This is a genomic window from Streptomyces sp. 3-6, from assembly GCF_056323165.1.
The window spans coordinates 95781-119544 of record NZ_JBWHZP010000007.1; the positions used below are offsets into that span (position 1 = coordinate 95781).

21 protein-coding genes and 2 tRNA genes are annotated in these 23764 nt (G+C 72.9%); 10 read left to right on the forward strand and 13 right to left on the reverse strand.

Annotated elements, in window-relative coordinates:
• Both rsgA and AC02VZ_RS12020 read left to right on the forward strand, forming a co-directional pair.
• Positions 1–1011, forward strand: a complete 1011-nt coding sequence (rsgA, locus tag AC02VZ_RS12015) for a ribosome small subunit-dependent GTPase A (protein WP_432054155.1) — start codon at positions 1–3, stop codon at positions 1009–1011.
• Between the two features lie 134 nt (positions 1012–1145).
• Positions 1146–1469 (forward strand): DMT family transporter, encoded by a 324-nt coding sequence (locus tag AC02VZ_RS12020; RefSeq protein ID WP_362091525.1) that lies wholly within the window; start codon positions 1146–1148, stop codon positions 1467–1469.
• A 180-nt stretch (positions 1470–1649) separates the two neighbouring features.
• Here the strand turns inward: AC02VZ_RS12020 and AC02VZ_RS12025 are convergent, their stop codons facing one another.
• Positions 1650–2261, reverse strand: coding sequence for a TetR/AcrR family transcriptional regulator (locus AC02VZ_RS12025; protein WP_476475407.1), 612 nt, complete (start codon positions 2259–2261; stop codon positions 1650–1652).
• A gap of 220 nt (positions 2262–2481) precedes the next feature.
• Between AC02VZ_RS12025 and hisN the strand changes: the two genes are divergently transcribed.
• The 3 genes from hisN to AC02VZ_RS12040 all read left to right on the forward strand — a co-directional run bounded on the left by hisN (position 2482) and on the right by AC02VZ_RS12040 (position 4655).
• A complete protein-coding gene (gene hisN / locus AC02VZ_RS12030; RefSeq protein ID WP_432054153.1) occupies positions 2482–3282 on the forward strand; it encodes a histidinol-phosphatase in 801 nt (266 codons plus the stop codon).
• 171 nt (positions 3283–3453) lie between these two features.
• Positions 3454–3864: a CBS domain-containing protein gene (locus AC02VZ_RS12035; RefSeq protein WP_432054152.1), complete on the forward strand. Its 411-nt coding sequence runs from the start codon at positions 3454–3456 to the stop codon at positions 3862–3864.
• 374 nt (positions 3865–4238) lie between these two features.
• Positions 4239–4655, forward strand: coding sequence for a Fur family transcriptional regulator (locus tag AC02VZ_RS12040; RefSeq protein ID WP_476475348.1), 417 nt, complete (start codon positions 4239–4241; stop codon positions 4653–4655).
• A 206-nt stretch (positions 4656–4861) separates the two neighbouring features.
• On the opposite strand, the gene AC02VZ_RS12045 is transcribed toward AC02VZ_RS12040, so the two are convergent.
• From AC02VZ_RS12045 to AC02VZ_RS12060, 4 genes are all read right to left on the reverse strand, one after another.
• A tRNA-Met gene (locus AC02VZ_RS12045) sits at positions 4862–4935 on the reverse strand.
• Positions 4936–5211: 276 nt separating this feature from the next.
• Positions 5212–7032, reverse strand: a complete 1821-nt coding sequence (locus AC02VZ_RS12050) for a tetratricopeptide repeat protein (RefSeq protein WP_432054150.1) — start codon at positions 7030–7032, stop codon at positions 5212–5214.
• 224 nt (positions 7033–7256) lie between these two features.
• Positions 7257–7330: transfer RNA gene (locus AC02VZ_RS12055), tRNA-Met, on the reverse strand.
• Between the two features lie 72 nt (positions 7331–7402).
• The gene (locus tag AC02VZ_RS12060) at positions 7403–10336 is read right to left on the reverse strand and encodes a UPF0182 family membrane protein (RefSeq protein WP_432054277.1); all 2934 of its coding nucleotides are present in this window, start codon (positions 10334–10336) and stop codon (positions 7403–7405) included.
• A 163-nt stretch (positions 10337–10499) separates the two neighbouring features.
• Between AC02VZ_RS12060 and AC02VZ_RS12065 the strand changes: the two genes are divergently transcribed.
• The gene (locus tag AC02VZ_RS12065) at positions 10500–11042 is read left to right on the forward strand and encodes a PPA1309 family protein (protein ID WP_432054149.1); all 543 of its coding nucleotides are present in this window, start codon (positions 10500–10502) and stop codon (positions 11040–11042) included.
• 97 nt (positions 11043–11139) lie between these two features.
• Here AC02VZ_RS12065 and AC02VZ_RS12070 read toward each other — a convergent pair whose 3' ends face one another.
• The 4 genes from AC02VZ_RS12070 to AC02VZ_RS12085 all read right to left on the reverse strand — a co-directional run bounded on the left by AC02VZ_RS12070 (position 11140) and on the right by AC02VZ_RS12085 (position 14753).
• The gene (locus AC02VZ_RS12070) at positions 11140–12234 is read right to left on the reverse strand and encodes a YlbL family protein (protein ID WP_432054148.1); all 1095 of its coding nucleotides are present in this window, start codon (positions 12232–12234) and stop codon (positions 11140–11142) included.
• Positions 12235–12332: 98 nt separating this feature from the next.
• A complete protein-coding gene (locus AC02VZ_RS12075) occupies positions 12333–12497 on the reverse strand; it encodes a hypothetical protein (RefSeq protein WP_362091507.1) in 165 nt (54 codons plus the stop codon).
• Between the two features lie 346 nt (positions 12498–12843).
• Positions 12844–13305 (reverse strand): molybdenum cofactor biosynthesis protein MoaE, encoded by a 462-nt coding sequence (locus AC02VZ_RS12080; RefSeq protein WP_432054147.1) that lies wholly within the window; start codon positions 13303–13305, stop codon positions 12844–12846.
• A 335-nt stretch (positions 13306–13640) separates the two neighbouring features.
• The gene (locus AC02VZ_RS12085; RefSeq protein WP_432054146.1) at positions 13641–14753 is read right to left on the reverse strand and encodes an SDR family oxidoreductase; all 1113 of its coding nucleotides are present in this window, start codon (positions 14751–14753) and stop codon (positions 13641–13643) included.
• 191 nt (positions 14754–14944) lie between these two features.
• Between AC02VZ_RS12085 and AC02VZ_RS12090 the strand changes: the two genes are divergently transcribed.
• Positions 14945–16417 carry a zinc-dependent metalloprotease gene (locus AC02VZ_RS12090; RefSeq protein ID WP_476475349.1) on the forward strand — a complete coding sequence of 491 codons (1473 nt, stop codon included), beginning with the start codon at positions 14945–14947 and terminating at the stop codon, positions 16415–16417.
• Complete coding sequence (locus AC02VZ_RS12095; RefSeq protein WP_476475350.1) at positions 16414–16935, forward strand: NUDIX hydrolase; 522 nt, start codon at positions 16414–16416, stop codon at positions 16933–16935. The genes AC02VZ_RS12090 and AC02VZ_RS12095 overlap by 4 nt, the downstream gene beginning before the upstream one ends.
• Before the next feature lie 98 nt (positions 16936–17033).
• Here the strand turns inward: AC02VZ_RS12095 and AC02VZ_RS12100 are convergent, their stop codons facing one another.
• From AC02VZ_RS12100 to AC02VZ_RS12115, 4 genes are all read right to left on the reverse strand, one after another.
• A complete protein-coding gene (locus tag AC02VZ_RS12100) occupies positions 17034–17789 on the reverse strand; it encodes an AIM24 family protein (RefSeq protein WP_476475351.1) in 756 nt (251 codons plus the stop codon).
• Positions 17790–17805: 16 nt separating this feature from the next.
• Positions 17806–18486 (reverse strand): AIM24 family protein, encoded by a 681-nt coding sequence (locus AC02VZ_RS12105; protein WP_476475352.1) that lies wholly within the window; start codon positions 18484–18486, stop codon positions 17806–17808.
• Between the two features lie 10 nt (positions 18487–18496).
• Complete coding sequence (locus tag AC02VZ_RS12110; protein WP_476475353.1) at positions 18497–20194, reverse strand: TerD family protein; 1698 nt, start codon at positions 20192–20194, stop codon at positions 18497–18499.
• A gap of 139 nt (positions 20195–20333) precedes the next feature.
• Complete coding sequence (locus tag AC02VZ_RS12115) at positions 20334–20930, reverse strand: M48 metallopeptidase family protein (RefSeq protein WP_432054140.1); 597 nt, start codon at positions 20928–20930, stop codon at positions 20334–20336.
• A 208-nt stretch (positions 20931–21138) separates the two neighbouring features.
• Here AC02VZ_RS12115 and AC02VZ_RS12120 point away from each other — a divergent pair, with 208 nt between their 5' ends.
• The gene (locus tag AC02VZ_RS12120) at positions 21139–22353 is read left to right on the forward strand and encodes a TOMM precursor leader peptide-binding protein (protein WP_432054139.1); all 1215 of its coding nucleotides are present in this window, start codon (positions 21139–21141) and stop codon (positions 22351–22353) included.
• On the forward strand, positions 22346–23755 hold the full coding sequence (locus tag AC02VZ_RS12125; RefSeq protein WP_432054138.1) for an ABC1 kinase family protein: 1410 nt from the start codon (positions 22346–22348) through the stop codon (positions 23753–23755). Before AC02VZ_RS12120 ends, AC02VZ_RS12125 begins: the two co-directional genes overlap by 8 nt.
• Positions 23756–23764: the final 9 nt, after the last annotated feature.

Sequence of the window (23764 nt, forward strand, 5' to 3'; positions counted from 1 at the left end):
ATGCGGCGCTACGGCAAGCACACCGACGAGGACGACATCCGCTCCCGCCCGAACCGCAAGGGCAACCGGCCGCGCACCCACATCCGGCCCAAGCACGAGGATGCCGCCGAGGGGCTGGTCCTGACCGTCGACCGGGGCCGGCTGACCTGCCTGGTCGACGGCCGGGTCGTGACGGCGATGAAGGCCCGCGAGCTGGGGCGCAAGGCGGCCGTGGTCGGTGACCGGGTGGCGATCGTCGGTGACCTGTCGGGCCGCAAGGACACCCTGGCGCGGATCGTGCGCATCGAGAAGCGCACCTCGGTGCTGCGCCGCACCGCGGACGACGACGACCCCTACGAGCGGGTCGTCGTCGCCAACGCCGACCAGCTAGCCGTCGTCACCGCCCTCGCCGACCCCGAGCCCCGGCCCCGGCTCATCGACCGGTGCCTGGTCGCGGCCTACGACGGCGGGCTGTCGCCGCTGCTGGTGCTGACCAAGTCCGACCTCGCCCCGCCCGACCAGCTGCTGGAGCTGTACGGCGACCTGGACATCCCCTACGTGGTCACCAGCCGGGCGGAACTGGAGAGCGGGGCGGCCGTGGACCGGGTCCGGGAGCAGCTGGAGGGCCGCATCACGGCGTTCGTCGGGCACTCCGGGGTCGGCAAGACCACGCTGGTCAACGCCCTGGTGCCGGAGGACCGGCGGCGGATCACGGGGCACGTCAACGCGGTGACCGGGCGCGGCCGGCACACCACGACGTCCGCGCTGGCGCTGCCGCTGGCGGGAGCGGACGGGTGGGTGGTCGACACCCCCGGGGTCCGGTCCTTCGGGCTGGCGCACGTCGATCCGTCCCGGGTCATCCACGCCTTCCCGGATCTGGAGCCGGGCACCGAGGGCTGCCCCCGCGCGTGCAGTCACGACGAGCCGGACTGCGCGCTGGACGCCTGGGTCGCCGAGGGGCACGCGGACCCGGCCCGGCTGTACTCGCTGCGCCGGCTGCTGGCGGCCCGGGAACGCACGGACGGCGACTGATCTTCGCGTTGTGCCACCCCCGCGCCACACGGTACGTGCATAATCACACCGAGTCGGGGCGAGCCGGACGAGCGGGACCGAACCCGCCCACCGGTGCAGCGGCGCCTGGGCGTGGACCAACGGGAGGACGGCACATGGCGTGGCTGCTGGTCGTGGTGGCGGGGCTGCTGGAGACCGGGTTCGCCGTCTGTCTGAAGCTGTCCCACGGGTTCACCCGGCTGTGGCCGACGATCGCGTTCGCGGTGTTCGCGCTGGGCAGTTTCGGACTGCTCACCCTCGCGCTGAAGAAGCTCGACGTCGGCCCGGCGTACGCGGTGTGGACGGGCATCGGCGCGGCGGGCACGGCCATCTACGGCATGGTGTTCCTGGGCGACCTGGTCTCGACTCTGAAGATCGTGTCGATCAGCCTGGTGATCCTGGGCGTGATCGGACTCCAGCTGTCCGGCTCGGCGCACTGAGCGTCCCGCCCCGCCGGCCCCACCCCTGCCTTCCGACCCGCGCAGTGACGGGCCGGCCCCTCTGTCCTCCGACGCGCGCAGTGACGGGCCGGCCCCCTGTCTTCCGACCCGCGGCGCCACGGCCCGCCGACCGGGCGACCGACCTGCCGACCTGCCGCCCGCCGTGCCGTCTTCGCCGGGTCAGGGCGGCGGCCGGCGGTGCAGGGCGCCGCGTACCAGGTCGGCGACGCCGCCGTTGTCCGGCGGGGCGGTGACACAGGACAGGGCGAGGCGGACCACCAGTTCGCAGGACCGCGCCAGGTCGGCCGCCTCGACGCGCCCGGTACCCGGCCCGGCCAGGGCGTGGACGGCCCGGTCGCGCACCAGGGCGACGACGTCACCGGGTGAGGGCAGCGGCCCGTCGGCGCGGCGCTGGGCCGGGACGGACGAGGTGGACGGCACGGAGGTCCGGGCGGGCGCGGGCAGGCGCTCGCCCCAGCAGCCGGTGAGCACGGCGCGGACCAGGGGGTTCTCCCGGGCCGCGGCGACCGTCCACTCGGCGGCCGCCGTGAGGCGTTCCCGGCGGTCGCCCTGAGCGGTGACGGCGCGGTCCACCCCGGCGAGGTAGGCGTCGACCTCCCGGCGGACCAGGGCTCGCGCCAGGCCGTCCTTGCTGCCGAACTCGTTGTACAGCGTCTGCCGGGAGACCCCGGCCGCGGCGGCCACGTCGACCATCCGCACCCCCGACCAGGGGCGATGCGCGAGCGCGGCGTACGCGGCATCCAGCAGAGACTCGCGCGCTGCGGGCATCAGCGCCTCCCTCGGTGCGAGCGGGCGACTCTGCGGTTCAGGTTTGACGCGGCCGACAGCACTGTCAAGGGCCCGCGCGCGGGCCCGGCCCGGGCGAGCGCGCACCGGCGGCCAGGCGCGGCGCGGAGGGCGCGGCCCGGGGGCCGGTGGTTCCGCCCGCTACCTCCGTCCGCCCCCGGGGGCCGGTGGCCCCACCCGCACCTCGGCCGATACCGTTCGTTGCATGCCCGACTACCTCGACGATCTGCGTCTCGCCCATGTCCTCGCGGATGCCGCCGACGCCGCGACGATGGACCGGTTCAAGGCCCTCGACCTCAAGGTCGAGACCAAACCGGACATGACGCCGGTGAGCGAGGCGGACAAGGCGGCGGAGGAACTCATCCGCGGCCACCTCGCCCGTGCCCGCCCGAGGGACGCGGTCCTCGGCGAGGAGTACGGCGTCGAGGGCACCGGCCCCCGGCGCTGGGTGATCGACCCGATCGACGGCACCAAGAACTACGTGCGCGGCGTCCCCGTCTGGGCCACCCTCATCGCCCTGATGGAAGCCGGGGAGGGCGGGTTCCAGCCGGTCGTCGGCCTGGTCTCGGCGCCCGCGCTGGGGCGCCGCTGGTGGGCCGCCCGGGACCACGGCGCCTTCACCGGACGCAGCCTGACCTCGGCCTCCCGGCTCCGCGTCTCCCAGGTCTCGCGGCTCGGCGACGCCTCGTTCGCGTACTCCTCGCTCAGCGGCTGGGAGGAGCAGGGGCGCCTGGACGGCTTCCTCGACCTCACCCGCGAGGTGTGGCGCACGCGGGCGTACGGCGACTTCTGGCCGTACATGATGGTCGCGGAGGGGGCCGTCGACCTGTGCGCGGAGCCCGAGTTGTCCCTCTGGGACATGGCCGCCACCTCGATCGTCGTGACGGAGGCGGGCGGCAGCTTCACCGGGCTCGACGGCCGGCCCGGCCCGCACAGCGGCAACGCGGCCGCGTCGAACGGTCTGCTGCACGACGAGTTGCTGGGGTATCTCAACCAGCGCTACTGAGCCGCCGGGGCCGTCGTGCGCGCCCCCGCCGGGCCGCACGCGCCCTCTTGTTGACCCCCTCTTTGCCTGCCACTCTGAGAGTCCACCCACTTGTGAACTTGTGAAACCGCGCACGAGCGGACCCGACGTCCGTCCGGCCCCGCGGTTTCCGGTAGGAGGTGGCTCCACCCCATGCTCGTCCGCGACGCCATGAGCACCGTGGTCCTCACCATCGGTCCCGCCCACACCCTCCGACAGGCCGCCGCCCTGATGGCCGCCCGCCGCATCGGGGCGGCCGTGGTACTCGACCCCGACGGAACCGGCATCGGCATCCTCACCGAACGCGACATCCTCAACTCCGTGGGCCGCGGCGAGGACCCCGACGCCGAACGCGCCCACGCCCACACCACCACCGACGTCGTCTTCGCGGCCACGACCTGGACCCTGGACGACGCCGCGCACGCCATGTCCGCCGGCGGCTTCCGCCATCTGATCGTCCTCGAACGGGACGAACCCGTCGGCATCGTCTCGGTGCGCGACATCATCCGCTGCTGGGCACCGCTGCGACAGCAGCGCACCGCCGGCGCCCAGGTGCCCGCCTGATCAGCGCCCCGCCCCGATGACCGGCACCCGCATCCGGCGTGGCCACCCCCGTCGGCCCACGAAAAACGGGCCGGACCCCCGAGCAGGGAGTCCGGCCCGCCCCGGCAAGCGGTCCAGCGCTGGAGATCGACCGCGAAGGGCCTGGGACCGCGGCCTCCAGCCACTCGCCGAAGCACGCGTCCGCCCGACGGACACCGCCGACGGGGGGATCGGCCGCGCCCCGCCACCCGGAGGTCGTAGCAGGGAGTTTGCAGGCCCCGAGGTGTGGAACGCGGATACGACTCGACCTTACAATAGACATTGTCTAGGTCAAGTTGGGTTCCAAAGTCACACCCGTTCGGGGCGCAATGTCCCCTGCTGTTAGGCTGGTGCGCATGAGCGACCTTCTGGAACGACTGCGCGGACGCGGCTGGCGGATGACCGCGCAGCGCCGCGTCGTGGCGGAGGTCCTCGACGGTGAGCACGTCCATCTGACGGCCGACGAGGTCCACGCCAGGGCTGTCGCCAAGCTGCCCGAGATCTCCCGGGCGACCGTCTACAACACCCTCGGCGAGCTGGTCTCGCTGGGCGAGGTGCTCGAGGTCGCCACGGACAAGCGCGCCAAGCGGTACGACCCGAACGCCCACCGGCCGCACCACCACCTGGTGTGCGCCCGGTGCGGCGCGATCCGTGACGTGCATCCGACCGGCAATCCGCTCTCCGACCTGCCCGACTCGGAGCGCTTCGGCTTCACCGTCTCCGACGTCGAGGTGACCTACCGGGGCGTCTGCCCCACCTGCGCGGCGGCCTGACCCCCGTCACCGCAGCGCTCCGCGCGTGACGAAGCCCCCGGCACCGGGAACGGTGCCGGGGGCTTCGTCGTGGGAGGCACAGGCCACCTGTGCACCGAAAGGACGAGGAGTGCGGGGAGGGATCAGCGGGCCGCGGTCTCGTCGAACGCATCGGTCGAACGCATCGAGGGCCGGAACCCTGTCGGATTCCGGCCCTCGATCATCAGTAGCGGGGACAGGATTTGAACCTGCGACCTCTGGGTTATGAGCCCAGCGAGCTACCGAGCTGCTCCACCCCGCGGCGATGAATGCAACGTTACGTCAAGGAAGCCGACGGAGGCAAATCGCTTCCGTCGGCCGCCCGGCCGGTGCCGAGCGGCCCGACCAGCGCGGATCCGCCCCGCCGGTCCGGCCGCTTGACGGGTCCGACCCGTCGGCACCGTCCGCGTCAACACCCTGCGTCGGCACCTGCCCGCTCCGGTCGGCCGCCCCACGGCTTCGCCGCGGCGGCACCGCCCGACCGGTCAAGCCGAACGACTTCGCACCGTCGGCATCGCCCGGCCGGGCACGGCGACCGTCACGCCGACAGTTCCTGCCCCAGGGCATCGCGCAGCCGGGTCGCGCGTTCCGTGACCGCTGCCGGGCCCAGGGCCGCCGCCCGGTCGGCCCAGCGCTGCCCCTCGGCGAGCTCGCCGCGCCGCGCGTGGACCAGGGCGAGCCGCAGCGCCGCGCGCCCGTGGCCGGCGTCCGCCGCACGGGTCCACCAGACGACCGCCTCCGGCTCGCTGCCCTCCCGGGCCAGCAGCAGGCCCAGGTTGAAGGCCCCGTTGCGGGAACCTGCCTCGGCCGCCGCCCGGTACCAGCGGGCCGCCTCGACGACGTCGCCGCGGGCCGCGGCCAGCATGCCGACCCGGACCTGGGCGCGCCGGTGCCCCTGGGAGGCCGCGCGCTCGTACCACTCCTCGCACTCGCTGCGCCGGTTCACCGGTTCCCCCAGCTCGTGCGCGGGCTCCGGCGGACGTCGGGCGTCCAGCAGGGCGGCGAGCCGGTAGGCGGCCTCCGCGCTGCCGCCCCCTGCCGCGCAGCGCAGGAACCGCTCGGCCTCGCCCTCGTCGCCGTCCCGCAGCCGTGCCATGCCGACCTGGAGGGCCGCCTCGGTGTGCCCGGCGGCCGCCGCCCGCTCGTACCAGCGCAGCGCGGCGCGCCCCTCGTCGCGGCCCGCGTGCAGGATGCCGAGGTTGAAGGCGGCGTCGACGCTCCCGGCCTCCGCCGCCTTGGAGAACCAGGGCTCCGCGCCGGCCTCGTCACCGGCGCGGAGCAGCAGGATGGCCAGCGCGTTCGCGGCCTCCCGGTGCCCGGCGTAGGCGGCCCGGCGGTACCACTGCTCGGCCTGCGCGGTGCGGCCCTGCTCGGCGCAGAGCAGCCCCAGGTTGTAGGCACCGTTGTCGTCACCGGCGTCCATGGCCGCCCGGTACCAGCGCTCGGCGGTCTGCGTCTCGCCCCGCTCGGCGTGCAGCGCGCCCAGGGCGTTGGCGGCGTTGCCGTCGCCCTCCTGGGCGGCCCGCAGCCACCACACGGCGGCGTTCTCGGTGTCCCCGGCGTCGCGCAGCAGGAAGCCGAGGGCGCAGGCGGCCCGGACCTCGCCGTCCTTGGCGGACGTGAGGTACCAGCGGCCGGCCTCCTTGAGGTCGCCCCGGCGTTCCAGGATCGCCCCGAGGTGCAGGGCGGCCCGGCGGTGACCGCGTGCCGCGGCCTGCCGGTACCACTGCTCGGCCTCGCCGCCGTCCACGGCGCCGTGCTCCTCGTCGCCCTCGCGCGTGCCCGAGCGGTCCAGGGAGCGTGCGAGCCGGTAGGCGGCCTCGCGGTGTCCCCGTTCGGCGGCGGCCCGCATCCACTGGTCGGCGCCGGCCACGTCGCCGCGGTGTTCCAGGAGGTCGGCGAGGGCGTAGGCGCCCAGGGCGTGGCCCTGCTCGGCGGACTGGCGCAGCCAGTACTCGGCGGCGGGCTCGTCCCCCCGCTCCCGGTGGTGACGGCCGAGCGCGTGCGCGGCGGGGGCGGAGCCGGCGACGGCGGCGATCCGCCACCAGCCGGCGGCCTCGTCGGGGTAGCCCCGCTGGTGGAGCAGGACTCCCAGGTTGTTGGCGGCGGCGCGGTCACCCGCGGCGGTGGCGGCCCGCAGGTGGGGTTCGGCGCCGTCGAGGTCGCCGCGGCGCAGCAGGACGGCGCCGAGCACGCTCATCGCCTCGACGTCGCCCGCCTCGGCGGCCAGTCTGTGGCGCAGCTCCTCGGCGGCGTCGTCGGTGACCTCCCCGGCGTCGCCGTGCGGCTCCTCGCGAGGGGAGGGCTGCGCAAATCGCCCTGTCTCGAACAGAGTTGCCTTGTCCCCCATAACGTTCATCGTCGCACCACCTGCAACCTGGGTACACCTGGTATACCGCAGCCAGTGAGGTCACTTCAGCGTTTTGTCGACATGCCCACAGAGAGACAAGTCAAACACAGACGGCCTCAACTCCCGCCGCAGACGCGGCTGTCGGGCGGGTCGGCACATGCGTTCGCACATCACGAAGGCCCGGATTCCCTGAGGAATCCGGGCCTTCGGTGTCGCCGACTTCGCGACGTCAGTAGCGGGGACAGGATTTGAACCTGCGACCTCTGGGTTATGAGCCCAGCGAGCTACCGAGCTGCTCCACCCCGCGCCGTTGTGAAAGAACCGTACCACGGCGCGGGGTGGGCCCTTGACCGGCGTGATCGCCGGTCAAGGGGTGCTGCTAGCCGCTGGGGCTGGCGTCGGGGGCCGGAGTGCTGTCCCCGCCGCCGCCTCCCCCTTCGGCGGACTGGGCCTCCTCGGCCCGGCGCAGGGCGTCCTCGAGTTCCTTCTGCGCCTTGCCGTAGGCCTCCCAGTCGTTCTTCTTCAGGGCTTCCTGGCCGGCCTCGAACGCCTCCTGGGCGTCGTTGAGCGCCGCCTGGACCGTCGGATCCTCGGACGCGGGCGGCTCGTTGCCCTCGTCCTCACCGGTGCCCTCGTCCTCGCCCTCGCCCGGTGGCTGGCTGGTGCCGCCGTCGGTGCCGAAGACCTTGTCGAGGGCCTGTTCCAGGGTGTCCTCGAAGGCGGTCTGGCCTCCGTAGGTCACCAGCACCTTGCGCAGCAGCGGGTACTTCAGCCCGCCACCGCGGACGTAGACCGGCTCGACGTAGAGCAGTCCGCCGTCGAGCGGCACGGCCAGCAGGTTGCCGTACTCCACCTCGGAGTCGCCGCCCCGGAGCAGCCTGATGGACTCGGCGATGTCCTGCTGCGAGTTGAACTGGCTCTGGACCTGCTTGGGTCCGGCGGCCGTCGTACTCGTCGGCAGCTTCAGGATTCTGATCTTGCCGTAGTCCTCGGTGCCCGCCTCGGCGTCGACCGCCATGAAGGCGCTGAGGTTGTCACGGCCGTTCGGGGTGAACGTCGTGGTGAGCGAGAAGACCTGTTCCTTCTGGTCCGGCATCTTCATGCTCAGGTAGTACGGCGGAACCGTCTCGCCCGTCTTGTTGGTCGGGTCGTCCGGCACCTGCCACACCTCGCTGCCGGAGAGGAACGTCGTGGCGTCCTTCACGTGGTAGCGGGTGAGCAGTTCGCGCTGCACCTTGAACAGGTCCTGCGGGTACCGCAGGTGGGCCATCAGGGCCTCGGAGATCTCGCCCTTCGGCTCCACGGTGTCCGGGAACGCCTTCATCCACGTCTTCAGGACGGGATCCTCGGTGTCCCACTGGTAGAGCTTGACCTCGCCGCTGTAGGCGTCGACGGTCGCCTTCACCGAGTTGCGGATGTAGTTGACCTGGTTCTGCTGGGCCACCACCGCGCGGTTGTCGTTGGTGGCGGTCAGCGAGTCGGCCGTGGTGTCGCCGAGCGTCGTCCGCGACGAGTACGGGTAGCCGTTGCTCGTCGTGTAGGCGTCGACGATCCACTGGATCCGGCCGTCGACGACCGCCGGGTAGGCGTCGCCGTCGATGGTCAGCCACGGCGCGATCGCCTCGACGCGCTCCTTGGGCGTGCGGTTGTACAGGATCCGCGACCCGTCGCCGATGGCGCCGGAGTACAGGATCTGCGGCTCGCTGAACGCCACCGCGTACGCCGCCCGGTTGACCGGGTTGGCGAGGTTGACGCCGCTGTCGCCCTGGTAGCTGTAGGTCTTCTCACCGGTGTCGTCGGAGTAGTCGATCTCCTTCTGGGGACCGCCGACGATGGAGTACGTGGTGGTGCGCTCGCCGTAGTAGACGCGCTGCTCGTACGTGCCCAGGTCGCCCTTGGAGGGGAGGTCCGACTCGGTGAAGACCGGGCGGCCGCCGGCGTCCGCGCTGGTGCCCTCGGCGGCGACGACGCCGTAGCCGTGGGTGTAGCGGAAGTGGTCGTTGATCCAGTTCCGCTTCGGGATGCCGTTGTAGTTCAGCTCGCGCAGACCGATGACGGTGTCCTGGTCCTTGCCGTCCTTGGTGTACCGGTCGACGTCCAGGTTGGTCGGGAACGCGTAGTAGTTCCTGATCTGCTGGAGCTGCTGGAACGTCGGCGAGACGATGTTCGGGTCCATGATGCGGATGCTCGCCGTGTCGGTCACGGCGTCCCGCAGCTTGGTCTTGTCCTCCGTCTGGCTGGTGCCCGGGTAGTCGGTGACCTGGGTCCCGTCGATGCCGTAGGCGTCGCGCGTGGCCTTGAGGTTCTTCTCGACGTACGGCGCTTCCTTGGCCTGCTCGTTCGGCTGGACCTGGAACTTCTGCACGATCGCCGGGTACAGGCCGCCGATCAGGATCGCCGACAGCACCATCAGGCCGAAGCCGATGACCGGCAGCTGCCAGGTGCGCCGCCACAGCGTGCCGAAGAACAGCAGCGCGCAGATGACGGCGATGCAGAACAGGATCGTCTTGGCCGGCAGGTACGCGTTGGCGTCCACGTACCGCAGGCCGGTCCAGCTGTCGGTGGCCTTGAAGTCACTGGACTTCACCGCCAGCCCGTACCGGTCGAGCCAGTAGGCGACCGCCTTCAGGGCCACGAAGATGCCGATCAGCACCGACAGGTGGCCGGTGGCAGCGGCCGTGGCGCGGGCCCCGGGGCTGGTGAGGCGCAGCCCGCCGTAGAGGTAGTGGGTGAGCGCGGCGGCGATCACCGACAGGATGACCGTGGCGAAGCCGAAGCCCAGCAGGAAGCGGTACCAGGGCAGGTCGAAGGCGTAGAACGACACGTCCAGCTTGAACTGGGGGTCCTTCTCGCCGAACGGCACACCGTTGATCCACATCAGCCAGGTGCGCCACTGGCCGGACGCCGAGGCACCGGCGATCAGACCGACCAGCGCGGTGATGCCCAGCAGCAGCCACTTCTTGTACGGGGCGATGCCCATCCGGTACCGGTCGAGGTTCTGCTGCTCCATCGACATGGCACTGAGCGGCGGCCGCAGGCGGTGCGCCAGCCAGATGTTGAAACCGACCGACACGGCCATCAGCAGGCCGAAGACGAAGAAGAGGCCGATCTTGGTCCACAGGGTGGTCGTGAAGACCGACGAGTAGTCGACCGAGCGGTACCACAGCCAGTCGGTCCAGAACCCCGCGAACATGGTGAACACCATGGCGAGGACGGCCAGGACGCCCAGTGTCATCAGCAGGGTCCGGACCCGCCGGGACGGACGGCCCACTCTCATCCGTGGCCCCGTCGGGCCTCCGCCGCGGTCCGGCATCTGGAAAGCCAAGGTAGGCACCTCAAGGTTCGCTGTCGATTGGTCTGGCCCGCGTGTCCGTGGACCCTGTATGGAACCCGCTGCACGTGGGCCCCACCTATGCAACTTACTAACCCTTTACTCGGTTCCCGATTCCGGCCCTGAACGAGAGAAGATTGTGACCATGTCCAACACACCCATGGCGGCGCACCCGCTCACCAGGGCCGTACTCGAGATCGACGAGTACGTGTCCGGCCTCGGCTGGGACCAGCCCGCCCGCCTGTTCGCCCTCGTCGACACCGCCCGGCTACGGGCCGAACAGCCCTCGCTCGCGGACCGGCTCGGCCTGGACGACGAGCCGCAGCCGACCGCCCTCACCCCGATCGAGCAGGACGAGCTGCCCGCGGGCAAGCCGCTCGACGAGTTCCTCGGCACCATCGCCTGGCCGGACGCGGTGACCGGCTGCGCCCTGACCGTCGAGCGCCTGATCCTGCCGCCGTCCGCGGAGGCACAGGTCCCGCAGGACCTGGACGAGGCCGCGCTGACGGACTGGGTGGCCGGGCACCCGGAGCGCCAGGAGGTGCGGATGACGGTGGCGGTGCTGCGCGACGGCACGCGCGAGTCGGCGCTGCGGCTGCGCGAGAAGGACTCCCCGACGGAGGTGCTGACCGGCGCGGACCTGGTGCCGGGGCTGGCGCAGGCCCTGTCGGCGACCTTCGAGGAGTGACCGGAGTCACGTCCGCCACCCGCCCCGCCGGGTCCTCGGGCCCGGCGAGCGGGGGTCCGGGGCCAGGATCCGCGAGCCGGGGGCGCAGAACCCGGGTTCAGGAGGCCTTGCAGGTCGGCAGGTCGGCGGTGTCGCCGGCGCGGATGTCCTCCAGGGCACCGAGGGCGTCGTCGATCGTCTTCACCTCGACCAGGGTGAGGCCGTCCGGGACGTCCTTGACGGCCGTCGCGCAGTTGTCGGCGGGAGTGAGGAAGAACTCGGCGCCCTTGTCGCGCGCACCGACGGTCTTCATCTGGATGCCGCCGATCGGGCCGACCTTGCCGTCGTCGTCGATGGTGCCCGTCCCGGCGACGAAGCGTCCGCCAGTGAGGCTCCCCGGGGTGAGCTTGTCGTAGATGCCGAGGGCGAACATCAGACCGGCGCTCGGTCCGCCCACGTCGGCCAGCTTGATGTCGATGGAGAACGGGAAGGTGTGGTCGGTCCCGGCGGAGATGCCGACGACGGCTCGCTTCTCGCCGCCGTCGTCCGAGGTCGCCGTGGTGATCGTGACCTTCTCGGTCTTCTTCGGCGTCCGCTTCTCCTTCTCGGCGGCGGCCTGTTCCGAGGCGGGCACGATCGTGAACACGACGTCCTCGCCCGGCTTGTGCTCGGTCACCAGCTTCGCGACGTCGGCCGGCTCACCGACCGGCTTGCCGTCGACCGCCTTGATCACGTCACCGGCGTGCAGCCGGCTTTCGGCGGGGGACCCCTTGACGACCGTCGACACGATCACCCAGGACTTCACCGGGATGTCCAGGGCCTTCAGGGCCGCGACCTTGGCGCTCTCCTGGGACTGGCTGAACTCCTCGGCGTTCTCCTGGGTGGACTCCTCCTCCGTCTTGCCGTCCGGGTAGAGGGTGTCGTGCGGCACGACCTTGTTGTCGTGCGCCAGCCATCCGTAGACGGCCTCGACCAGGTTCATCCGGTAGTCGGCGCTGGTGACCCGCACCGTGGTCATGTTGAGGTGACCGTCGGTCGGGTAGGTCTCGCGCCCGGCGATCTGCAGCACCGGCTCACCGTCGTGCTCGCCGAGGGTGTTCACCGTCGGACCCGGCGACATCTCCGCGTACGGCACGGGGATGAAGACTCCCGCGCACAGGAGCGCGATCAGCATCAGGGTGGAGGCGAGCATCGTCGCGGTGCGGCGTGGCATGGGTCGACAGTACGGGACGTGCCTGTCGGCGCACCGTCAGGGCCGCCCGGACGGGCGGCCCTGTGGTGTCATCGCCGGGACCTGCGCTTTCCCGTGTCTCAGCCGCCCGTCCGGGACTTCTCCATCGCCTCGCGGAAGCGGGCGTACCCGATGAGCTCCGGCCCGTCGCTGCGCGCCTTGCGCGTCCGGCCGGCCCAACTGCCCCACAGTCCGGCACCGATCGCGGCCACCAGCGGAATCAGCAACCAGGCGAGCACCGCCATGCCGACCTCCCAACCCCATGAGCGTCCGCAACACCAACTGATCAGCAGATTAACCATCCGCAGTGACAACGCTCACGTCAGGGGTCCGGTTACGCAACCGGGGGTGCCTGCGGCAAACGGAGGGCGCGAAGCCTGGTGGACGGGCGGAACCCGCCGACGCGCAACGGCCGGGACCGGTCGACGTGCGGCGGCGCGAGCGGGGCCGGTGGCCCGGGAGGCCGGCGGCCGGGAACGGACGTTCGAGTGACGGGGCGAGCGGCGGTCGGCGGAGGCGCGACGGGCGGGGCCGAACGGGCCGGACGGGTGACCGGAAGCCGGAAGAGGAGGCGGAGACCGGGGCGGGCGGTCAGCAGGCCCCGACCCACTCCTCGGTGCCGTCCGAGAACCGCTGGTGCTTCCAGATCGGCACCTCGTGCTTGAGGTCGTCGATGAGCCTGCGGCACGCCTCGAACGCCTCGCCCCGGTGCGGGCACGACACGCCGACGACGACGGCGAGGTCCCCGATCGCGAGATCACCCACCCGGTGCACGGCCGCCATCGCCCGAACGGGGTAGTCGGCGGCGACCTTTTCCGCGATCCGCCGCATCTCCGCCTCGGCGCTGGGGTGACACGAGTAGCTCAGCTCGTCGACGTCCGCTCCGCCGTCGTGGTTGCGCACGGTCCCGACGAACAGGGCCGTGCCGCCCGCGGCGTCGTCGCCGACGGCCCGCAGGACCTCGTCGACCGAGAGCGGGGTGTCCCGGATCCCGATCAGCCGCACCGGATCCTCTGCGGCCCGTTCACCCGGATGGTCGTGCGTGGATGCCATGTGCCCCATCGTGCCGCACGTCCGCCGCGGCACGGAAGTGCGTTCTCCTCCGGCAGCCGGGCGCGTCGTTTGGAGCCTCCTACAGGAAGGAGCGTTCGTACGACCGGGGGCCGTGCGGGGCGGCGGCACCGGACGCGGGACACGCGCGCGGGGGCTGCCACGGCCCCGCGGGCCGAGCCGGTGCGCCCGAGGGTGGGGGAGGTGGCCCCTGCCCGGCGGGCTGCACCCTGCAGGTCAGGGCGTCGCTCCGCAGGTCCGGGCGTCGCCCCGCAGGTCACGGGCGGCACCCGAGGCGCGGGCCGGTCCCGTACACCCGCGTGCCCGGGACGCTCCGCTCAGATGCGGCGCCGTGCCTTGCGGGCGCGGCGCACCACCGCGGCGGCGCCCAGCAGGGCCACCGTGGCGCCCGCGGCACCGGCCGCCGTGGCGTCCTTGCGGCCCAGCCGCCGTCCGGCCACCGTGTGCCGGCCGGAGACCTCCCCGAGCAGTTCCTCCAGCACCTCCTCGTTGGTGTACGAGGGGCGCCAGCCGGCCGCGTGCAGGCGGCTGCCGCTCACCACCCACGGGTACATCGTGTAGGCCAGGTCCCCGGCCGGGGACGGGGTGAGGCCGATGCGGTGCAGCCGGGCCGCGGCGCCGAGCGCGACCGCGGACGGCAGTTCCATCCGGCGGATCCCGCTGAGCTCCTCGACCTCCTCCTGCTCCAGCCAGCCGTCGCACCCGACGGCGAGTTCCCCCTCGGCCTTCTCCACGACCGCGTACTCCAGCGCGCTGCACAGGTCCTCGACGTGGCAGAACTGCCACGCGGGCCGGGACCCGGCGACCACCAGCAGCCGGGGCGACTCGAAGTACCGGGTCAGCGCGGTGTCGGTGCCCCCGCCGACCAGCACGGCGGGGCGGACCACGGTGACGTTGAGCCCGGGGTGGGCGCGGGGTGCCCGGCGGGCCAGCCGCTCGATCTCCAGCAGGTCGCCCACGCCGGTGGCCTCGGCGGTGGCCCGCAGTTCGGCGTCCTCCGACAGGGGCAGCTCGTTGTCCGGGAGCGCGCCGTAGACCATCGCCGAGGTGCACAGCACCACGCGGCGCACCCCGCTGGCCGCGGCGGCGGTCAGGACCGTCTGGGTGCCCCGGACGTTGTAGGCCGTCCGGGCGGCGGCGTCGGTCTCCAGGTCCAGGTCGAGGGCGAGGTGGACCACCACGTCGGCGCCCCGCAGCTTCTCGGCGATGGCCGGGTCCCGCACGTCGAGGATGTGCCACTGCGCGTCCTCGCACGCGCCGCGCCGCTCGTCGATGGCGAGGACCTGCTTGATGTCCTCGGAGGCGGCCAGCCGCTCGGTGAGCAGCGCGCCGACCCCGGAGGCGGCACCGGTGACGGCGACCACGGGCCCCCGGGCGGGACGGTCGGACCGGTTTCGCGCTGCGCGAACCTGCGGATCTGGGGAACTCACCAGGCGTCTCCAGCGGTTGTCTTCAGTACGGGCGCACGTGATGCGTCCGTACCAGGTGGCTCCATCCTGCCGCAGGCGGTCTGTCGGCGAAGCACCGAGGCCCGATCCGCCTCGGGTGTCTACGCTGGGTGGTGTTGTCGGGCAGCCGTGCCGCCGGAAAGAACCGGCGGCCCTACCAGCCGAGGAATCCCGTGAGTGACACCCCATTCGGATTCGGCCTTCCGCCGGAGGAGCCGGACGACGGCGACGAGGGCAAGAAGAAGGACCCGCAGAGCGGCGGTGGTCAGGGCCCGGCCAACCCGTTCGGCTTCGGCATGCCCGGAGCCGGCGGATTTGGCGGCCCCGGGACGGACAACCCGTTCGCCGCGATGTTCGGTTCCCTGAACCCCACCGACCTGGGCGCCGCCTTCCAGCAGCTCGGCCAGATGCTCTCCTACGAGGGCGGCCCGGTGAACTGGGACATGGCCAAGCAGATCGCCCGCCAGACCGTCGCGCAGGGCACGTCGGACGGCACGAAGGACGCCAGTGTCGGGCCGGCCGAGCGCAAGGCCGTCGACGACGCGCTGCGCCTGGCCGACCTGTGGCTCGACGACGCCACGTCGCTGCCGTCGGGCGCGGCCTCCGCGGTGGCGTGGAGCCGGGCGGAGTGGGTCGAGGCGACCCTGCCGGCGTGGCGCGAGCTGGTGGACCCGGTCGCCGAGCGCGTCGGGAACGCCATGGGCGACGTCCTGCCGGAGGAGATGCAGGCCATGGCCGGCCCGCTGATCGGCATGATGCGCTCGATGGGCGGCGCCATGTTCGGCACGCAGATCGGGCAGGCCGTGGGGGTGCTGGCCGGTGAGGTGGTCGGCTCGTCCGACATCGGTCTGCCGCTCGGTCCGGCCGGCAAGGCCGCGCTGCTGCCGCTGAACATCGCCGGCTTCGGCAAGGACCTCGGCGTGGCCGAGGACGAGGTGCGGCTGTACCTCGCGCTGCGCGAGGCCGCCCACCAGCGCCTGTTCGCGCACGTGCCGTGGCTGCGTTCGCACCTGTTCGGCGCGGTCGACGGCTATGCGCGCGGGATCAAGGTCGACACCGGCAAGCTGGAGGACGTGGTCGGCCAGTTCGACCCGGAGAACCCCGAGCAGCTGCAGGAGGCGCTTCAGCAGGGCATGTTCCAGCCCGAGGACACGCCCGAGCAGAAGGCCGCCCTGGCCCGGCTGGAGACGGCGCTGGCGCTCGTCGAGGGCTGGGTGGACGCGGTGGTGCACGCGGCGGCGAAGCCCCGGCTGTCGTCGGCCGACGCGCTGCGCGAGACGCTGCGCCGCCGGCGCGCCTCCGGCGGCCCCGCGGAGCAGACGTTCGCCACGCTGATCGGTCTGGAGCTGCGTCCGCGCCGGCTGCGGGACGCCTCGCGCCTGTGGGCGTCGCTCACGGACGCGCGCGGGGTCGACGGCCGGGACGCCCTGTGGGCCCACCCGGACATGCTGCCCACGGCGACGGACCTGGACGACCCGGACGGCTTCGTGCACCGCGAGCACATCGACTTCTCCGAGCTCGACAAGATGCTCGGCGAGGCGGCCGGCAAGCCCGACCTGCGCAAGAAGGACGGCGGCGCCGGGGAGGCCGGGGGCACGGACCGGACCGACGGCGAGGACGGGCGCAAGGGCGACGACGGCGAGTGAGCCTCCACGACGACGCGGTCCTCGTGCTCAAGGGCTACGAGGACCAGACGGACCTGCGCGACGCCTACCTCGACCACCTCGCCGCCCACCCGGACGGCATGTGGAAGGCGTGCCGGGACGGCCATGTGACGGCGAGCGCCCTGGTGATCGACCCGGAGCGGGGCAGAGTGCTGCTGACCCTGCACCGGAAGCTGCGGATGTGGCTGCAGATGGGCGGCCACTGCGAGCCGGACGACACCACCCTGGCCGCCGCCGCGCTGCGGGAGGGCACCGAGGAGTCCGGCATCACGGGGCTGACCCTGCTGCCCGGCGGTCCGGTGCGGCTGGACCGCCACGAGACGCCCTGCGCCTGGCATCTGGACGTCCAGTACGCGGCCCTGCCGCCGTCCGGCGCGGTCGAGGCGATCAGCGACGAGTCGCTGGACCTGCGCTGGTTCCCCTACGACGCGGTGGCGGAGGTGGCCGACGCCTCCGTCGTCCGTCTGGTCGAGGCGACCCGGGCGCGGCTCGGCGTCTGAGCCGACCCGGCGCCTGAGGGCCGACCGTACGGAGGAGGGGGCGACCGCCCGGGCGGTCGCCCCCTCACCCGTCGTACCGGCACGCTGCGCCCGGCCCGTCAGCTCCAGACGTTGCCCTGGTTGTGCCCGCGGGCGCCCTGCTGGCCCATGCCGTACTGGGCGGCGAGGCCCGAGCCGATCTGGGCGTTCTGCGGCGGCAGCAGTTCGCTGGGCTGGACGAGGACGAAGCCGCTGCCCATGAAGCTGAGTTCCCAGCCCTCACCGGTGCTGCCCCGGCGCCGCCAGACGCCGGACGAGTGGGTCTGGGCCTGCATCTGCACGCGCAGGGCGGTGGACCAGGCCACGATCGCGTCGGCGTCGCAGTTGACGTACTTGTCGGGCGTCACCTGCATCACCAGCGGCATGCCGGAGGTCATCAGGGCGACCCGGCCCCGGCCGGTGATGTTGAGCTGGTACTTGCCCGAGCCGGAGATGCCGTACTGGCTGTCGACCGCGATCACCTCGTGGTGCAGCGCGGAGTCCATCGCCAGCACGTAGCTGCTGTCGACGGTCAGGCCCTCCTGGTCCACGTCCATGACGTGGATGTGCTGGGCGAGGTTGGCGAGGTAGACGGTGCCCTGCCCGTGACAGCGCATCAGGTCGAGGCCCTCACCGGTGTGCGCGCGGGACCGGGCCTGACCGCGGCTCTGGTACTCGGCGTCGAACTCGATCAGGCCCTGGTAGGCGACCATGGAGCCCTTGCGGGCGAGCACGTCGTCGTGGCCCTCCAGGGCGACCCGCAGCATGTGCTTGTTCTGCAGGCTCCAGCGCTCCTGGGTCGGTTGGTCGTTGTAGGCGAAAAGCGGGCTCTGCATGGTGTGTTGCTCCCCCTCAGCCCCGGACCCGGAGACGGTCGGTGCTGTCCTCACTGGGCTGGACGACGACGATGCCCTGACCGGAGAAGGCCATCTGGTAGGCCTCGCCGCTGCCGCGGCCGATCAGCGACTGGGCGCGGAAGCTGCGCTTGCCCTTCACCTTGAGGTTCGGGGACCAGGCGACCAGGGCGTCCGGGTCGACGTACGTCTCGTCGTCCCCGCCGCCGCAGTCGACGACGATCGGCTTGCCGCGGGAGGTCAGGGCGACCCAGCCCTGGCCGGAGATCTTGGTGTTCCACAGGCCCTGGCCGGCGAACTTCGCCAGGCCCTTGACCCGTTCCACGCCCCAGCTGAGGTGCGCGTCGAAGGCGAGCAGGTTAGTCGCGTTGACCGAGATGCCGTCTCCGTTGAGGTTGATCACGACGACGTCGGCGCCGTAGTCGGCCAGGTAGAGCAGCCCGTCACCGGAGCACTTCATCAGGGGGGCGCCCTCCCCGGTCAGCCAGTCCTTGGCGATCTGGCGGACGGCCGGGGGGTTGGGCTCGTACTGCACGAAGCCCTCGTAGGCGACCATGGAGCCCACCCGGGCGAAGAGGTCGTGACCGGACTGCATGGCGACCTTCAGCATGTGGTTGCCGTGGTTCTCCATGCGGGCGCCGGCGGGTGCGGGGGCGAAGCCCGCGGGTGGGTGGTTCATGACGGGCTCCTCAGATCTCGTACGGCTGGACGACGATGAAGTTGCCGGGAGCGCCCCGGAACTGGAGGTTGACGCTCTCCCCCGTGTCCCCGGGGTAGGAGTTGCGGCGCATCCTCACCTGGCTGGAGACGACCACCTGGGAGGCGGCCGACCAGGCGACCACGGCGTTGCAGTCGGCGAAGGTGGTGGGTGTGACCGGCAGGACCACGGGCACGCCGTGGGTCTTGACGACGATGGTGCCGGTGCCCTGGAACTGCATGGTGAACAGGGCCCCGCCCGGGATGCCGTGCCCCTCGATGCGGCGCACCTCGTACTGCAGGCCCTCGTCGAAGGCGAGGACGTTCTCCGCGGAGACGCACACGGCGTCGCCCTGGAGCTCGATCGGGTGCAGCATCGTGGCGTCCTCGGCGAAGAACACCTGGCCCTGGCCGGTGCAGCGCATCAGCTGCATCTCCTGGCCGGTGGCGTTGCCGACGACGCGACCGGTGAACCCGGCGCCCTTGTAGCTGAAGTCGACCTTGCCCTGGTACAGCACCATGCTGCCCTGCCGGGCCAGCACGGGCTGGCCGCCCATGCCGAGGTCGACGCGGATGAGCTTCTTGTTCTGCGGGGTCCACCGCTGTCCGGTGGGCGTCTCCTTGAACATCTGCAGCGCCCCGAGCACGCCCGGGGTCTGCGGGGCGCCCGCGGGAGCCTGCTGGGCGCCGAAGGGGGCCTGCTGACCCGGCACCTGACCGGGCGGGGGCTGTTGGCCGTAGCCCGGCGGGGGCGTCGGCTGCCCGTAACCGGGCGGCGGGGCGGGCGCCTGCGGGGCCTGCGGCGGGGCGGCGTACCCCGGGGGCAGCGGCGCGGCCTGGCCGGGGCCGGGCTGGCCGAAGCCCTGCGGTGCGGGCGCCGGAGGCGGGGGCGGCGGCATCTGCGACCCGCCGGGCGGGGTGTGCAGCGGGGCGACGATCGTCGGCGCGGCGTGCACCGGGGGCGGCGGCCCGGCGGGCGCGGGGGCCGGCGGCGGGGTGGCACCGGGCGGCGGCGCGAAGCTCTGCGCGGGCTGCGGGGCCGCCGGGGCCGGGCCGCCGGCGGGGACGCCGAAGGCGGGCGGGGCGGCGGCCTGCGCGGGCGGGGCGAAGCCGGGTGCGCCTCCGGCCTGGGGCTCGGGCTGCGGTGCGGGGGCGGGCTCCTCCTCGGCGACCTCGCCGCCGAAGTTCTTCAGCAGGGCGTCCAGACCGCCGTCGAAGCCCTGGCCGACGGCGGCGAACCGCCAGACGTCCTTGAAGTAGAAGTCGCCGAGCATCACGGCCCGCTCGGTGGAGAACTCCGCCCCGCTGAACGGATAGCGGGCCACTTCCTCGCCGCCCGCCACGATCCGGATGTATCCCGGGCCGACCTGCGACATCTGGCCCGCGCCGTCGAGGGTCGCCGTGAAGGACAGCTTCCTGATCTGCTGCGGGATCCGGTCGAGGGTGACCCGGAAGGACTCCGTGTCGCCCGCCTGCGCACCGAGCAGCTGGATGGACTCCTCGGGGGACTTCGGCTGGTTGTAGAAGATGAAGTACCGGTCGTCCGACAGCCGCTCGTCGGCGTCCAGACCGAAGCAGCTGATGTCGAAGGTCAGCCCGGGGCCGGAGATCTGCACGCCTACGTACAGATCCGTGCCCGCCGTGAGGTCACTGATCCTGGCCTTGTGGCCGCGTTGGAATTCCCTGGCCATGCGTACGACCGTCCCCCATCCCGAGTGTGAGTGCGTCGCGCCAGGCTAACGGCAATCGCCGACATCGGACGATGTCGGTACAGACCCGGTACACAACGCACGCGAACGCCCTCGGCGGGCGTTCACGCGGGGTGCGTCCTCACTCGCCCTGCGCGTCCGCCACATGGGGCAGCCGTTCGGCCGCGGCCACGCCCTCGAGGTAGCCCCGGGCCCGCTCGGTCCTCGGATACGCCTCCAGCAGCCGCCAGAACCGGGGGCCGTGCCCGGGCACGAGCAGGTGCGCCAGCTCGTGGCACAGCACGTAGTCGATGACGTACTCGGGCATGCCCTGCAGGCGGTGCGACAGCCGGATGCTGCCCTCGGCGGGGGTGCACGAACCCCAGCGGGTGTTCTGGTTGGTGACCCAGCGCACGCTCGACGGCCGGGCCCGGCCGTCGAAGTACTGCGCCGACAGCCGCTCGGCGCGCTCGGCCAGCTCCGCGTCGCCGAGCGTGCGCCGGCTCTCCTGGGCGGCCAGCTTGTCGAGCATGACGTTCACCCAGCGCTGCTCCTCGGCCTCGGACATCCGGGCGGGGATGAGCACGACGGTGCGATCGCCCTCGCGGTACGCGGAGACGGTTCTGCGTCGGCGGGCGCTCCTGCGGACCTCGATCGCGCTCGCCCGTGAGCCGTTCGTCGGCTGGCTCGTCGTGCTGCGCTGTGGCGTTCCGGCGCGTTGCAGTGGGTCGGCGGGCACGCCCCGACGTTACCCGCTGCACCCGGGGAAGTCCCGGCTCCGGGAGGCGCGAATGTCGCCCGCCCCGCCAAGCGCGCGATCAGTACGACGATTCCCGCAGCCTGTGGACAACTTTCGGCACCATCCGGCCCCCGCCGAACATGCTGGCACCGCCGGCCGGACCATCCACGGATCCGGCGACACCCAGAACGGCTCACGGGGGCCCGCGATGCATCCGATGGTGAAGCCCGCGCTCAGGCGCGGCTGGCGTGACCTGGACACCGTGCAGTTCGGCATGACGCCGACGCACGCGCTGACGCTCGGTCCGGTCGACACGGCGACGGGCGGCTTCCTGGAGCTGCTCAACGGCACCCGCGGCCTGGAGCTGCTGCGCGAGGAGGGGCGGCGCATGGATCTGCCCGACGGTCATGCGGACCGGCTGGTGCGCGGACTCTCCCGGGCCGGCCTGCTCGACGACGCCACGGGCGGCGGTGCGGGCGCCGAGGCGTTGCGCGGCAAGCCGGAGGTCCTGGACCGGCTCCGCCCCGACCTGGCCGCCCTCACCGTCACCACCTCCGCCCCCGGGGACGCGCTGCGGGCCCTCGCCGCCCGCCGGGAGACGCGGGTGCAGGTGCGGGGCGCGGGCCGGGTGGGCGCCGTCCTGGCGTCGTTGCTCTCGGGAGCCGGTGTCGGCGAGGTGGACGTGCGCGACTCCGGACGCGTCGAACCGTGGGACGTCGCTCCCGGCGGGCTGCCCGCCGAGTCCGTCGGTGACCGCCGGGACGAGGCGGCCCGCCGTGCGGCCCGGCGGGCCGCGCCGGAGCGGTCCCCGCGGCGCACCGCCCGTACCCGGACCGGGCCGGACGGCCCCGGCTTCGCCCTGGTCGTGCTCGCCCCGCGCGACGATGTCGCCGTGCACGCCCCGCACCCCTCGGCCGCCGAACCCCTGCTGGCCTCCGGTACTCCCCATCTGTATGCCGGGGTGGTCGAGGGCACCGGTGTGGTCGGGCCGCTGGTGCTGCCCGGCGACACCGGCTGCGCGGGGTGCCTCCAGCAGGACCGCGTCGACCGCGACCCGGCCTGGCCGCGCCTGGCCGCCCAGTGGCGGTCGGGCGGCCGGCGCCGTGCCGGGGCCTGCGACCTGGCCCTGGCGGTCACGGTGGCCGGGCTGGCCGCGGCCCACGCGCTGGCCTTCCTGGACGGCCGGATCCCGACGAGTGCGGGCGCCCGGTGGGAGGTGGCCGCACCGGCGCTGCACTGGCAGCACCGCCCGGTCCGGGCCCATCCCGCGTGCCCGTGCGGAGCCGCGGCGAAAGGTGAGCAGGAACACCCCTCCGGCGAGGGGCGGGCACGCGCAACAATGGGCAGGCAAGGACCGTCCGGGGAGCCACGCCGCCAGGTGGGCGCCCAGCGGTCGGCAGGGACTTGGAGGGCGCATGTCTGAACTTCCCCGGAAGGCGGTCACCCGGACCGCCAAGCTGGCCGCGCTCCCGCTCGGCATCGCCGGACGGGCGACCTGGGGGCTCGGCAAGCGGATCGTGGGCGAGTCCGCGGAGCTCGTCGGCCGGGAACTCCAGCAGCGCACCGCCGACCAGCTGTTCAAGGTCCTCGGCGAGCTCAAGGGCGGGGCCATGAAGTTCGGCCAGGCCCTCTCGGTCTTCGAGTCCGCGCTGCCCGAGGAGGTGGCGGGGCCCTACCGGGCCGCGCTCACCAAGCTGCAGGAAGCGGCGCCCCCGATGCCGACCCGTACCGTGCACGCGGTGCTGGAGGAGCGGCTCGGCGAGGGCTGGCGCGAGCTGTTCCTGGAGTTCGAGGACAAGCCGTCCGCCGCGGCGTCGATCGGCCAGGTCCACCGGGGCGTGTGGCACGACGGCCGCGAGGTCGCCGTCAAGGTGCAGTACCCCGGCGCCGGCGAGGCCCTGCTGTCCGACCTCAACCAGCTGAGCCGTTTCGCGCGGCTGCTGGGCCCGCTGGTCCCGGGGATGGACGTCAAGCCCCTGATCACGGAACTGAAGGACCGGGTCTCGGAGGAGCTGGACTACGGCCTGGAGGCCCAGGCGCAGCGGGCGCACGCCGAGGAGTTCACCGACGACCCCGACGTCGTCGTCCCGAACGTGGTGCACCAGGGCGAGCAGGTGCTGGTCACCGAGTGGATGGACGGCATCCCGCTGTCGGAGGTCATCTCCGACGGCACCGAGGAGCAGCGCGACCGCGCCGGCCAGCTCCTGGCCCGCTTCCTGTTCTCCGGTCCGGCGCGCACCGGTCTGCTGCACGCCGACCCGCACCCGGGCAACTTCCGGCTGCTGCCCGGCGGCCCCGAGGGCGAGGACGACTGGCGGCTGGGGGTCCTGGACTTCGGCACCGTCGACCGCCTGCCCGGCGGACTGCCCCCCATCATCGGCGAGGCGTTGCGCATGACGCTGGACGGCGAGGCCGAGGCCGTCCACGCGATGCTGTGCACCGAGGGCTTCGTGAAGGAGTCCATCGAGCTGGACCCGGACGCGGTCCTGGACTACCTGCTCCCGATCATCGAACCGGCGCAGGCCGACGCGTTCACCTTCACCCGCGGCTGGATGCGCACCCAGGCCGCCCGGATCGCCGACCCCCGCTCCCCCGCCTACCAGCTGGGCAGCAGGCTGAACCTGCCCCCGGCCTACCTGCTGATCCACCGGGTGACGCTGAGCACGATCGGGGTGCTGTGCCAGCTCGGCGCGACGGTGCGGCTGCGCGGGGAACTGGAGGAGTGGCTGCCGGGGTTCCTCCCCGAGGACCCGGCCGGGGCCGCGGAGGAGCCGGTGCGGGACGCGGAGGACCCGGTGTGGGAGGCGCCGGCCGCCGAGGCGTGAGAAGCGGCC